The sequence below is a fragment of the Variovorax sp. PMC12 genome (genome assembly GCF_003019815.1).
Lineage (GTDB): Bacteria > Pseudomonadota > Gammaproteobacteria > Burkholderiales > Burkholderiaceae_C > Variovorax.
Genome location: NZ_CP027773.1, coordinates 1,517,505 through 1,529,981, shown reverse-complemented (window position 1 = coordinate 1,529,981; position 12,477 = coordinate 1,517,505). Strand labels below are relative to the sequence as shown.

At 67.7% G+C, this 12,477-nt stretch carries 10 protein-coding genes; 3 read left to right on the top strand and 7 right to left on the bottom strand.

What is annotated here, in order from left to right; genetic code table 11:
- Genes murI through proV form a run of 5 tightly spaced genes read right to left on the bottom strand, consistent with a single transcriptional unit; the run spans position 1 to position 5,908 of the window.
- Positions 1-795, bottom strand: coding sequence for a glutamate racemase (murI, locus tag C4F17_RS07055; protein WP_106934749.1), 795 nt, complete (start codon positions 793-795; stop codon positions 1-3).
- 1 nt (position 796) lies between these two features.
- Positions 797-2,350, bottom strand: a complete 1,554-nt coding sequence (locus tag C4F17_RS07050; RefSeq protein ID WP_106934748.1) for a fumarate hydratase — start codon at positions 2,348-2,350, stop codon at positions 797-799.
- Positions 2,351-2,405: 55 nt separating this feature from the next.
- Positions 2,406-3,422 (bottom strand): glycine betaine/L-proline ABC transporter substrate-binding protein ProX, encoded by a 1,017-nt coding sequence (proX, locus tag C4F17_RS07045; protein ID WP_106934747.1) that lies wholly within the window; start codon positions 3,420-3,422, stop codon positions 2,406-2,408.
- A 14-nt stretch (positions 3,423-3,436) separates the two neighbouring features.
- A complete protein-coding gene (gene proW / locus C4F17_RS07040; protein ID WP_106934746.1) occupies positions 3,437-4,618 on the bottom strand; it encodes a glycine betaine/L-proline ABC transporter permease ProW in 1,182 nt (393 codons plus the stop codon).
- Between the two features lie 21 nt (positions 4,619-4,639).
- Positions 4,640-5,908, bottom strand: a complete 1,269-nt coding sequence (gene proV / locus C4F17_RS07035) for a glycine betaine/L-proline ABC transporter ATP-binding protein ProV (protein ID WP_081270872.1) — start codon at positions 5,906-5,908, stop codon at positions 4,640-4,642.
- Between the two features lie 502 nt (positions 5,909-6,410).
- Here proV and fumC point away from each other — a divergent pair.
- Entirely contained in the window at positions 6,411-7,808 is a 1,398-nt protein-coding gene (gene fumC, locus C4F17_RS07030; RefSeq protein WP_106934745.1) for a class II fumarate hydratase, read from the top strand.
- 120 nt (positions 7,809-7,928) lie between these two features.
- Here fumC and C4F17_RS07025 read toward each other — a convergent pair whose 3' ends face one another.
- Entirely contained in the window at positions 7,929-8,546 is a 618-nt protein-coding gene (locus C4F17_RS07025) for an NAD(P)-dependent oxidoreductase (protein ID WP_106934744.1), read from the bottom strand.
- A 101-nt stretch (positions 8,547-8,647) separates the two neighbouring features.
- Between C4F17_RS07025 and C4F17_RS07020 the strand changes: the two genes are divergently transcribed.
- Entirely contained in the window at positions 8,648-9,565 is a 918-nt protein-coding gene (locus tag C4F17_RS07020) for a LysR family transcriptional regulator (protein WP_106934743.1), read from the top strand.
- A gap of 12 nt (positions 9,566-9,577) precedes the next feature.
- On the opposite strand, the gene C4F17_RS07015 is transcribed toward C4F17_RS07020, so the two are convergent.
- A complete protein-coding gene (locus tag C4F17_RS07015; protein ID WP_081270868.1) occupies positions 9,578-10,216 on the bottom strand; it encodes a YqhA family protein in 639 nt (212 codons plus the stop codon).
- Between the two features lie 157 nt (positions 10,217-10,373).
- On the opposite strand from C4F17_RS07015, the gene acs reads away from it, so the two are divergent.
- Positions 10,374-12,371 carry an acetate--CoA ligase gene (gene acs / locus C4F17_RS07010; protein WP_106934742.1) on the top strand — a complete coding sequence of 666 codons (1,998 nt, stop codon included), beginning with the start codon at positions 10,374-10,376 and terminating at the stop codon, positions 12,369-12,371.
- Positions 12,372-12,477: the final 106 nt, after the last annotated feature.

Sequence of the window (12,477 nt, the reverse complement as noted above, 5' to 3'; positions counted from 1 at the left end):
TCAGGCTGAAGTGAAAGTGCCGGCGGCAAGCCCGAGCCAGCGCGCCGCGGCGGCTTCGAGCACGGCGACATCGCCGCTGCTTTCCAGGCGCAGCCCGCCGTGGCCGTTGTCCGCGAGCCGGCCTGCCGAAGCAAGCAGCCGCCGCGTCTGTTGCGCGACCGGCACCCCGGTGTCTATGAAACGCAGCGAGGCCGGCGCATGCCGGCGCAGTTCGTCCTTCACGAGCGGATAGTGGGTGCAGCCCAGCACCACCGTGTCGACCTGCGCGGGGCCGTCGCCGAAAGGCCCGGCCTCTTGCATGTAGCGCTCGCACAGTGCGGAGATGCCTGCCGCGTCGAAGCCTTCGATGGCCTTCACCAGCCCGTCGCAGGGCACCGATCGCACCTCGGCCGAGCCGGCGAACGATGCGCGCAAGGCCGCGTACTTGGCGCTGGCCAGCGTGCCGCGCGTGGCCATCACCGAGACATGCCCCGTTCGGCTTGCCGCCACGGCGGGCTTGAGGCCGGGCTCCAGCCCGACGATCGGCAAGTCGGCGTGCTCGGCGCGCATGAGGTGGATGGCGGCGGTCGTGGCCGTGTTGCATGCGACGACCAGCGCCTTGATGCCGTGCTCGCGCCGCAGCTGTTCGACCACCGCGCGCGAGCGCTCGATCACGTAGGCGTCCCCGCGTTCGCCGTAGGGCGCGTAGGCCGTGTCGGCGAAGTAGACGAAGTTCTCTTGCGGCAACTCGGCCCGCAGCGCGGCCAGCACGCTGAGGCCGCCGACCCCGCTGTCGAAGACGCCTATCGGGCTCAACTCAGGCTTCTTCCATCATGATGGTCTTGAACTCGCCGCTGGCGATGCGCTTCTGCCACTCGGCCGGGCCGGTGATGTGCGCGCTGGTGCCGCCGGCGTCGACCGCCACCGTCACGGGCATGTCGACCACGTCGAATTCGTAGATGGCTTCCATGCCCAGGTCCTCGAAGCCGACCACCTTGGCGGTCTTGATGGCCTTGCTGACCAGGTAGGCGGCGCCGCCCACGGCCATGAGGTAGGCGCTCTTGTGCTTCTTGATGGCCTCGATGGCGACCGGGCCGCGCTCGGCCTTGCCGATCATGGCGATCAGGCCGGTCTGCGCCAGCATCATCTCGGTGAAGCCGTCCATGCGCGTGGCGGTGGTGGGGCCGGCGGGGCCGACGGCCTCGTCCCCCACCGGGTCGACCGGGCCGACGTAGTAGATGACGCGGTTGGTGAAGTCCACCGGCAGCTTCTCGCCCTTGGCCAGCATGCCCTGGATGCGCTTGTGCGCGGCGTCGCGGCCGGTGAGCATCTTGCCGTTGAGCAGCAGCGTGTCGCCCGGCTTCCAGCTCGCCACTTCGGCGGGCGTCAGCTTGTCGAGATCGACGCGCTTGCTCTTCTTCTCGTCGGGGGCCCAGTTCACGTCGGGCCACAGGTCGAGCGACGGCGCCTCGAGGTACACGGGGCCGCTGCCGTCCATCGTGAAGTGCGCGTGGCGGGTGGCCGCGCAGTTGGGGATCATCGCCACGGGCTTGCTCGCCGCGTGCGTGGGGTACATCTGGATCTTGACGTCGAGCACGGTGGCAAGGCCGCCCAGGCCCTGCGCGCCGATGCCCAGCGCGTTGACCTTCTCGTAGAGCTCGACGCGCAGCGCCTCGACCTTGCTGAGCTCGGCGCCGGAGTTCTTCTTGGCCAGCAGCTCGTGCATGTCGAGGTCGTCCATCAGGCTTTCCTTGGCCATCAGGGCGGCTTTCTCGGCGGTGCCACCGATGCCGATGCCCAGCATGCCCGGCGGGCACCAGCCGGCGCCCATGGTGGGCACGGTCTTGAGCACCCAGTCGACCACGCTGTCGCCGGGGTTCAGCATTACCAGCTTGCTCTTGTTCTCGCTGCCGCCGCCCTTGGCCGCGACGGTGACCTCGAGCTTGTCGCCCGGAACGATCTCCGTGAAGATCACCGCGGGCGTGTTGTCCTTGGTGTTCTTGCGGTCGAACTGCGGATCGGCCACGACCGAGGCGCGCAGCGTGTTGTCGGGGTGGTTGTAGCCGCGGCGCACGCCTTCGTTGATGGCGTCGTCGAGGCTGCCGGTGAAGCCGCCCCAGCGTACGTCCATGCCCACCTTGAGGAACACGTTGACGATGCCGGTGTCCTGGCAGATCGGGCGCTGGCCCGTGGCGCTCATCTTGCTGTTGGTCAGGATCTGCGCGATGGCGTCCTTGGCCGCGGGGCTCTGCTCGCGCTCGTAGGCGCGGGCCAGGTGGGCGATGTAGTCGGCGGGGTGGTAGTAGCTGATGTACTGCAGCGCGGCGCTGATCGATTCGATCAGGTCGGCCTGCTGGATCGTGGTCGTCATGGTGGGGGGCTTTTTAGGAATGTGGAAACGCCCCCCGATTATCTCAGCCCACCGCCTAGGGAGCCGCAGCGGCCCGAGCCTCGGCAATCCACCCGTCGAACAGCTGCTGGTGCGCCTTGATCCACCCGTCGGTGTGCCGTTCCACATCCTGTTGCGTGTTGGCGCCCTGGCTCATGCGCAGGTTCTGCGCGTTGATGTCGCTGATCGGCAGCTTCATGACCTCGAACAGCTTGCCCGCCGCAGGGTTCTTCTCGACGAAGGCCCGGTTCGCGACGATCTGTTCCTGGTTGGCCTGGAAGCCGTAGTTCTTGCCGTTCGGCAACTGGGTGTCGACGTTCCCGCCTTCGCCCTGCGACGAGGAAAACGGCACCTGCAGCCACACCACGTCCGCACCCGGGCGCAGCACGGCGCTGACCCAGTACGGCGTCCACGTGTAGTAGAGCACCGGCTTGTCCTGCTTGAAGCGCGCGATGGTGTCGGCCATCAGCGCGGCGTAGCTGCCTTGCTTGTGGGTGACGGTGTCGCGCAGCCGGTAGGCCGTCAGGTGGTTCTCTATGGCCAGTTCGCAGCCCCAGCCGGGGTTGCAGCCCGTGAGGTCGGCCTTGCCGTCGCCGTCCGCGTCGAACAGCCTGGCGATGGCCGGGTCCTTCAGCTGGGCGATGTTGCTGATGCCGTACTGCTCGGCCGTCTTGCGGTCGATCAGGTAGCCCTGAACCGCGCCGTCGGAATACACGCCCTTGCGCCAAAGCTTGGCGTCGCCGCCGCTGTTCTTGTAGAAGTCGGCGTGCAGCAGGCTCCAGTGGTTGGCCATGAAGGTGGCGTCGCCGTTGGCGATGGCCAGGTGCTCGGTGGCCGGCTCCAGGTCTTTCATGGGCTCCACGGTGTAGCCGAGCTTCTCGAGCGCGCGCATCACCAGCAGCGTCTGGAAAGCTTCTTCGGCGAGCGAGCTCTTGAGCGGCAGCACGGTCACGCCCTTGCCGGGCAGGTCGTTGGCCGCCTGGGCCGCCATGCCGGTGGCCACGAAGGCAAGGGCCAGCAGGCCGCGTGCGATGAGACTGGTTTTCTTCGTCATGCGTTGGTGTCCGGTCATTGCGCCTGGGCCGACAGGGCGGGTGCCGGTTCGCCGGCGCTGCGGCCCGGCGCCACGGCGCGTTGCAGCACGCGCAGCGCGAAGCCCGCCGGCCCGGTGTGCCACCAGCGGCGGCCGCCGGCGCGGCGCGACTTGCCCATGGCCTGCGTCAGGCGGTCCAGCGAGATCGCCAGCAGCACGATGCCCAGGCCGCCCACGGTCGCCAGGCCCATGTCGAGCCGGCCGATGCCGCGAAGCACCATCTGGCCCAGGCCGCCCACGGCGATCATCGAGGCGATCACCACCATCGACAGCGACAGCATCAGCGCCTGGTTGATGCCCGCCATGATCGACGGCATGGCCAGCGGCAGCTGCACCTTCACCAGCATCTGCCAGGGCGAGGCGCCGTAGGCGCGCGCCGCCTCGATGAGGTCGGGGCGCACCTGGCGCAAGCCGAGGTTGGTCAGGCGCACCAGCGGGGCCAGCGCGAAGACGATGGTGACGATCACCCCGGGCACGTTGCCGATGCCGAACAGCATCACCACCGGCACCAGGTACACGAAGGCGGGCGTGGTCTGCATCGCGTCGAGCACCGGCCGCATGATCCGCTGCGCCCGGTCGCTGCTGGCCAGCAGCACGCCCAGCGGCAGGCCGATGACCATGCAGAAGACCAGCGAGGTCAGCACCAGCGACAGCGTCACCATCGCCTCGGGCCAGATGCCCAGCATGGCCACCAGCAGCAGCGCCACGGTGGTGCCGATGGCCAGCGCGCGGCCGGCGAACTGCCAGGCGAACAGGCCGATCAGCGCAATCATCGCGAGCGTGGGCAGGCCGGTCAGCAGGCTCTGCACCGAGTTGAGCGTGCTGTCGATGGGCAGGCGCACGGTCTGGAAGAAGGGGCGGAAGTGCTCGACCACCCAGCCCAGGCCCTGGTTGATCCAGGCCTCGACGGGCAGCGAGCCGTCCCACAGGCGGTGCAGATGGAAGCCGCCGCTGGCGGCATCGGCCTGGCCGGCCAGCTGGTGCGCCGCATTGGCGGGCGCGGGTGCGTCGAGCCAGGCGCTGGTCGACGCGGGGTCGGGCGCGGCGGACAGGGCTTCCCAGGGGTCGACCGGCGTCGTCGCCGGTGCGGGCGTCGCGAGCATGGAAGCAGCGTCGTTCAGGGGCGCGAGTTCGGAGGGCATTGCGGTGTCGTTCATCAGGAGGTCCTTCGAAATCGGTCAGGCCGTGGCGGCTGCCGCTGCGGGCACGGCGGCGGGTTGCTGCTGCGGCTGGTGTGCGGGGTCGATCGGCGGTGTGTCGCGGTCGAGGAACTTCAGCAGCGTCGTCTTGCTGATCGCGCCGCAGAAGCGGCCGTCGGCGGCCACCACCGGCACCGCGCAAGGGGCCTGGCCCACCTGCCCGAAAAGGCCGGCCACGGGTGCGTCGGCTTCGATCACGCCCAGGTCATTGAGGAACGCGTGCCGCAGGCCCAGCGCGCCGGAGTGGCCGTCGAGCGCCGCGCGCAGGGTGTCTGCGGACACGGTGCCCAGATAGCGCTTGTTCGGGCTGGTCACGTAGGCGAAGTCGCGGTCCTGGTCTTCCAGCTGCTTGAGCGCCGCGCGCGCACCGCGCTCGGGGTGCTCGCTGACCACGGTGAGCTGCTTGCGCGCGATGTCGCCGGCCTTGAACACGGCGGCCGCATCCACGCCGCGCACGAAGCTGCGCACGTAGTCGTTGGCGGGGCTGCGCAGGATCTCGTCGGGCGTGCCGACCTGGATCACCTGGCCGTCTTTCATGATCGCGATCCGGTCGCCGATGCGCATGGCTTCGTCGAGGTCGTGCGAGATGAAGACGATGGTGCGGCGCTGCTCCTGCTGCAGCCGCAGCAGCTCCGACTGCATTTCGGTGCGGATGATCGGGTCGAGCGCCGAGAATGCCTCGTCCATCAGCAGGATCGACGGGTCGGAGGCCAGCGCGCGCGCCAGGCCCACGCGCTGCTGCATGCCGCCGGAAAGCTCGTCCGGGTAGCTGGCGCCCCAGCCGGCCAGTCCCACCTGCGCCAGCGCCTTGTCGGCCTGCGCGAGGCGCTCCTTCTTGCCCGTGCCCGAGAGCTCGAGGCCGAAGGCGGTGTTCTCGCGCACCGTCATGTGCGGCATCAGCGCGAACGACTGGAACACCATGCTGATGTCCTTGCGGCGCAGCGCGCGCAGGCGGGCATCGGAGTGTTCGTTGATGTCGGCGCCGTCGATCACGATGCGGCCCGCGGTCGGCTCGATCAGCCGGTTCAGCAGGCGCACCAGCGTCGACTTGCCCGAACCCGAGAGCCCCATGATGACGAAGATTTCTCCGGCCTGGATTTCGAAAGTGGCGTCGAACACGCCGATCGACTGGCCGGTGCGGGCCAGGATTTCTTTCTTGGACAGACCTTGCCGGACCAGCTCCAGCGCCTGTTCGGGCTCGTCGCCGAACACCTTGAAGACATGGTCGATGAGAATTCCTTTGGCCATACGTCGGGGCTCCTTTCGTGTGAAGGGTTGACAGATCGCCGCCCCCGGAAGGACGACGCGACCACGCCCCAGCCCAATCGATGGGCTGCCGACAGGCACTGAAGACGACTTGGCGACGAAACCAGTGCCCGCCGGATGCTTCATTCGCAGAGCGGCGGGCCTGGTCGAGGGGCGCCGCCTGGATGAGCTTGGCGTGGCAATGGGGACGGAAAGATCCGCCCGGGTCGCCGGGCTGGGCCCGGCGGGGGAACCTTGCACCGCGACGGGATTCGGTGATCCGCGAGTAGTGAAGGCTTGACCGGCGCTGTCATCATCATGACTTGCCGGTCGTCAGAAGACCAAGATCATAACTTTTCGGCATGATGAGGTCAAGGCGCGGGCAGGTATCAAGCTGTCAGCGGCGGCGCAATGGCCTCGTCAGATGAGAGCTACTCCTATTGGCGCGATACTCTGCGTCGCGCCGGAAAGCGGCGCGATTTTCTTGAATGCGGAGCTTTTTCTCATGACGACTTCCCCCAAGACCCGTGCCGAGCGCGACACCTTCGGACCGATCGACGTGCCGGCCGACAAGCTGTGGGGCGCGCAAACGCAGCGCTCGCTGCAGAACTTCGACATTTCCGGCGAGCAGCAGCCGCGCGAAATCATCAAGGCGCTGGCCCAGGTGAAGCGGGCTTCGGCCGTAGTCAACCACGCGCTGGGGCTGCAGGACGAGAAGAAGACCAACGCCATCGTGGCGGCAGCCGACGAAGTCATCGCCGGCAAGCACCCGGGCGAGTTCCCGCTGGTGGTCTGGCAGACCGGCTCGGGCACCCAGACCAACATGAACGTCAACGAGGTGCTGGCCAACCGCGCGAGCGAGTTGCTCGGCGGCGAGCGCGGCGAAGGCCGGCTCGTGCACCCGAACGACGACGTGAACCGCAGCCAGTCGAGCAACGACGTGTTCCCGACCGCCATGCACGTGGCCGCGGTGGAGGCCATCACGCACAAGCTGCTGCCGGCCATCGCCAAGCTGCGCGGCACGCTGGAGCAGAAGTCGAAGGACTTCGCGGACATCGTGAAGATCGGCCGCACCCACCTGCAGGACGCCACGCCCCTCACGCTGGGCCAGGAGTTCTCGGGCTATGTGGCGCAACTGGCGCATGGCGAGGCGCACGTGCGCGCCGCGCTGCCGCACCTGAGCGAACTGGCGCTGGGCGGCACGGCCGTCGGCACCGGGCTCAATGCGCCCAAGGGCTACGCGGAGCAGGTGGCCGCCGAGCTGGCGAAGATCACCGGCCTGCCGTTCGTGACCGCGCCGAACAAGTTCGAAGCCATGGCCAGCGTCGATGCGCTGGTGCACGCGCACGGCGCGCTGAAGACGCTGGCGGCCAGCATGAACAAGATCGCCAACGACGTGCGCTGGCTGGCCAGCGGCCCGCGCAGCGGCATCGGCGAACTGAGCATCCCGGAAAACGAGCCGGGCTCGTCGATCATGCCGGGCAAGGTCAACCCGACCCAGAGCGAGGCCGTCACGATGCTGGCCGCGCAGGTGTTCGGCAACGACGTGGCCATCAACATCGGTGGCGCATCGGGCAACTTCGAGCTGAACGTGTTCCGCCCCATGGTCGCGCACAACTTCCTGCAGAGCGTGCGCCTGCTGGCCGACGGCATGGTGAGCTTCAACGACCACTGCGCGGTGGGCATCGAGCCGAACCGCGAACGCATCACCGAGCTGGTGCAGCGCTCGCTGATGCTGGTGACGGCGCTGAACACGCACATCGGCTACGACAAGTCGGCCTACATCGCCAAGAAGGCGCACAAGGAAGGCACCAGCCTGCGCGAAGCGGCGATCGCCTCGGGCCACCTGACGGCCGAGCAGTTCGATGAATGGGTGGTGCCGGAGAACATGACCGGCCGCTGACTCCGTTACGGCCCGGCTCTTTCGTGGGGGCCGCCGCGCACGGCCGCCCGAAGCGGCCGGCCCGCCCCCGGAAGGGGGTTGGCGAAACGACACGAAGTGCGCGCAGCCTGGGGGTGAGCCTCAATATCCGATGGTGTAGCGCTGGCGCGAGTGGGCGGCCTTTTCCAGCTCGTCGATGAACGCGATCGCGTAGTCCGCGAAGGTGATCCAGCTTCGGCCCTCGGCGCTCACCAGCAGGTCGTCCTTGCCCAGGCGGAACTTGCCGGTGCGCTCGCCTTCGACGAACTCGGCGGAAGGCGACAGGAAAGTCCAGTCGAGTTCCTTCTCGTTGCGCAGCGCATCGAGGAACACGCCGCCGGCCGAGGCTTCGGCGCGGTAGGCATCTGGGAAATTGGGCGTGTCGATCACCTTCAGGCCGGGCGCCGCGAACAGGCTGCCGGCGCCGCCGACCACCAGCAGGCGCTTCACGCCGGCGCGCTTGACCGGTTCGATGATGGCAGCCGGCGGCACGGTGGCGAAGTGCGCGGCGCTGAACACGGCGTCATGGCCGGCCAGGGCCTTTTCGAGCGCTGCGCCGTCAAGCACGTCGAGGTCGACGGCCTTCACGTTCGCGCGGCCGGCCAGCTTGGCGCTGGCTTTGCGGGCGATGGCGGTGACGGTGTGGCCGCGGCGCAGCGCCTCTTCGAGAAGCTGGCTGCCGGCGCGTCCGGTGGCGCCGATGATGGCGATGTGGCTCATGGTGATCTCCAGAAAGTGGATGGGATGAACCGCATCTTAGGTTTCTGGTTTCGAAAGAAATACCTCGATTTGCGCGCTTGTTTATTCCTAAAATCGTGCAAATGGATCGATTGAATGCAATGCGGGTGTTCGTCAACGTGGTCGATTCGGGCAGCCTTTCCGCCGCTGCCGACAAGCTCGACCTGTCGCGCCCGGTGGTCACTCGTTACGTGGCCGAGCTGGAGCAGTGGACCGGCGCCCGCCTGCTGCATCGCACGACACGCCGCCTGAGCCTTACCGCGGCAGGCGAAGAACTGCTCCCGCGCTGCCGCCAGGTGCTGGAGCTCACGGGCGACATGCAGGCCGCGGTGCGTCACCCGGCCGAGGCCCCGCGCGGGCAGCTGCGCATCACGGCCAGCACTTCGTTCGCGCAGGCGCAGCTGGCCGGGGCCGTGGCCGACTATGTGCGGCTCTATCCGGGCGTGGCGGTCGACCTGGTGCTGCTGGATCGGTCGGTGAACCTGGTGGACGAGCGCATCGACCTCGCGATTCGGGTGGCAGCGGAAATCGACCCCAACCTCATCGCGCGTCGGCTCACCGATTGCCGCTCGGTGGTTTGCGCTTCACCGGGCTACCTGAAGGAGCAGGGCAGGCCGCTGCGGGTGGAAGAACTGGCTCAGCGCAATTGCCTGACGCATTCCTATTTCGGGCGCAGCCTGTGGAATTTCACGCGCAAGGCGGACGGGGAGCCGGTTTCGGTGGCCGTGGGCGGCAACGTGTCGACCAACGACGCGGCCAGCCTGATGCAACTGGCGCGGGCGGGGGCGGGCATCGCGATGCTGCCGACCTACCTGACCTCGGCACTGGTGCAGGCAGGGGAACTCGTGCCGCTGTTCCCCGAGTTCGAGCCGCAGGTGGTGGGCATGTACGCGGTGTACGCCTCGCGCAAGCACATGCCGGCCACCTTGCGCACCATGCTCGACTTCCTGGCGGGGCGCTTCACCGAAGTGCCCGCGTGGGACCTGCCGCACGCGGGGTAGGCGGGAAAAGGCTCAGTGGCGGTCGTCGCCGTGCGGTGCCGACGAGGTCATGAGCTTGTCGGTGTAGGCGATGGCCATGGCCGAGAACAGGAACGCGATGTGGATTACCGTCTGGGCGATCAGCACGCGGTCGGTGTAGTTGTCGGCGTTGATGAAAGTCTTCAACAGGTGGATGGAGCTGATGCCGATGATGGCGGTGGCCAGCTTCACCTTGAGCACCGATGCGTTCACGTGGCTCAGCCATTCGGGCTGGTCGCGGTGGCCTTCGAGGTCCATGCGGCTCACGAAGGTCTCGTAGCCGCCCACGATCACCATGATCAGCAGGTTGGAGATCATGACCACGTCGATCAGCGCCAGCACCACCAGCATGATCACCGTCTCGTTCAGCGTGCCCACCGGGGCGGTGGTCTTGTAGCCGATGCTGGTGATCAGCGCCTGCAGCGCTTCCTTGCTGCCGAAGGCGGCTTCCACCAGATGCAGCAGCTCGACCAGGAAATGCACCACGTACACCGCCTGCGCCACGATCAGCCCCAGGTACAGCGGCAACTGCAGCCAGCGGCTCGCGAAAATCAGCTTGGGCAGCGGCCGAAGCGGCGAACCGCGGCGCGGTACGGGCGGGTTCCGGGGGTCGAAGGGATCGGGAGCGGACATCGGGAGGCCGGTTGTTTGGGACGGGGGATTCTAGGGGTGTCCCCGTGTCGCAGTCGTGATAACCCCGCGAACTAACATCGGGCAGTCACCGACCCGTCAGTGCCCCGTAAGTGGGCACGCCGACATTACGGCCGCATCCATCCAGGAGACATAGAGCATGAGCAGCGCATCGAAGAACATTGAATCCGTCCTTGTCGAGAACCGCGTGTTCCCGCCCGACGCCCGCGCCGCCGAAGGCGCCCGCATTTCCGGCATGGCCGCCTACGAAGCCCTGTGCAAGGAGGCCGAACAGGACTTCGACGGTTTCTGGACCCGCCTGGCCAAGGGCAACCTGCAGTGGACCAAGCCGTTCACCAAAACGCTCGACGAGTCGAACGCGCCGTTCTACCAATGGTTCGGCGACGGCGAACTCAACGCCAGCGCCAACTGCCTCGACCGGCACATCGGCACCCCGGTCGAGAACAAGACAGCCATCGTCTTCGAGGCCGACGACGGCACCGTCACCAACGTCACCTACAAGGAGCTGCTGGCCCGCGTGAGCCAGTTCGCCAACGCGCTGAAGGCGCAGGGCATCCAGAAGGGCGACCGCGTCATCATCTACATGCCGATGACGGTCGAGGGGGTCATCGCCATGCAGGCCTGCGCGCGCATCGGCGCCACCCACAGCGTGGTGTTCGGCGGCTTCTCGGCCAAGGCGCTGCAGGAGCGGATCATCGACGCGGGCGCGGTGGCGGTCATCACGGCCAACTACCAGCTGCGCGGCGGCAAGGAGCTGCCGCTCAAGGCCATCGTGGACGACGGCATCGCGCTGGGCGGCTGCGAGTCGATCAAGACGGTGTTCGTGTACGAGCGCACGCCCACCGCGTGGACCCGTGTCGAAGGCCGCGACAAGACCTTCGACGAGGCGCTGAAAGGGCAGAGCACCGAGTGCGCACCCGTGCCGGTGAACGCCGAGCACCCGCTGTTCATCCTCTACACCTCGGGCTCCACCGGCAAGCCCAAGGGCGTGCAGCACGCGACCGGCGGCTACCTGCTGTGGGCCAAGCTCACGATGGACTGGACCTTCGACATCAAGCCGCAGGACGTGTTCTGGTGCACCGCCGACATCGGCTGGATCACCGGCCACACCTACGTCGCCTACGGCCCGCTCGCGGCCGGCGCCACGCAGGTGGTGTTCGAGGGCATCCCGACCTTCCCGCACGCAGGCCGCTTCTGGCAGATGATCGAGAAGCACAAGGTCAGCGTGTTCTACACGGCGCCAACGGCCATCCGCTCGCTCATCAAGGCAGCCGAGGGCGACGAAAAAGTGCATCCGAAGAACTGGGACCTCACCAGCCTGCGCATCCTCGGTTCGGTCGGCGAGCCGATCAATCCCGAGGCGTGGATGTGGTACCACCGCAATATCGGCGGCGAGCGCTGCCCGATCGTCGACACCTTCTGGCAGACCGAAACAGGCGGCCACGTCATCACGCCGCTGCCGGGCGCCACGCCGCTGGTGCCGGGCTCGTGCACGCTGCCGCTGCCGGGCATCATGGCCGCCATCGTCGACGAGACCGGCAAGGACCTGCCCAACGGCGCGGGCGGCATGCTGGTCATCAAGCGGCCCTGGCCCTCGATGATCCGCACCATCTGGAACGACCCCGAGCGCTTCAAGAAGAGCTATTTCCCCGAGGAAATGGGCGGCACCATCTACCTGGCCGGCGACGGCGCGGTGCGCAGCGAAGACCGCGGCTATTTCCGCATCACCGGCCGCATCGACGACGTGCTGAACGTGTCGGGCCACCGCCTGGGCACGATGGAAATCGAATCGGCGCTGGTGTCCAAGACCGACCTCGTGGCCGAGGCCGCCGTGGTGGGCCGCCCCGACGACGTGACGGGCGAGGCAGTGTGCGCCTTCGTCGTGCTCAAGCGCGGCCGCCCCACCGGCGAAGAAGCCAAGCAGATCGCCAACGAACTGCGCAACTGGGTCGCCAAGGAAATCGGCCCGATCGCCAAGCCCAAGGACATCCGCTTCGGCGACAACCTGCCCAAGACGCGCAGCGGCAAGATCATGCGCCGCCTGCTGCGCAGCATTGCCAAGGGCGAGGCCATCACGCAGGACACCTCGACGCTGGAGAACCCGGCCATCCTGGAACAGCTGGCCGAAAAGCTCTGACTGCTGTAGGACGCGGCCCCCTGTGGGCCCATGGGCCTGTGGACGGCCTCCGGCTGAGGTAAAACCATTGGAGTGACCGTGCGCCTCGACGCGCACGGCTGATTCC

Bases quoted from the DNA above. Each gene is read 5' to 3' on its own strand.
- C4F17_RS07050 (WP_106934748.1), bottom strand. From the start codon at position 2,350: ATGACGACCACGATCCAGCAGGCCGACCTGATCGAATCGATCAGCGCC.
- proX (WP_106934747.1), bottom strand. From the start codon at position 3,422: ATGACGAAGAAAACCAGTCTCATCGCACGCGGCCTGCTGGCCCTTGCC.
- proW (WP_106934746.1), bottom strand. From the start codon at position 4,618: ATGAACGACACCGCAATGCCCTCCGAACTCGCGCCCCTGAACGACGCT.
- proV (WP_081270872.1), bottom strand. From the start codon at position 5,908: ATGGCCAAAGGAATTCTCATCGACCATGTCTTCAAGGTGTTCGGCGAC.
- fumC (WP_106934745.1), top strand. From the start codon at position 6,411: ATGACGACTTCCCCCAAGACCCGTGCCGAGCGCGACACCTTCGGACCG.
- C4F17_RS07025 (WP_106934744.1), bottom strand. From the start codon at position 8,546: ATGAGCCACATCGCCATCATCGGCGCCACCGGACGCGCCGGCAGCCAG.
- C4F17_RS07020 (WP_106934743.1), top strand. From the start codon at position 8,648: ATGGATCGATTGAATGCAATGCGGGTGTTCGTCAACGTGGTCGATTCG.
- C4F17_RS07015 (WP_081270868.1), bottom strand. From the start codon at position 10,216: ATGTCCGCTCCCGATCCCTTCGACCCCCGGAACCCGCCCGTACCGCGC.
- acs (WP_106934742.1), top strand. From the start codon at position 10,374: ATGAGCAGCGCATCGAAGAACATTGAATCCGTCCTTGTCGAGAACCGC.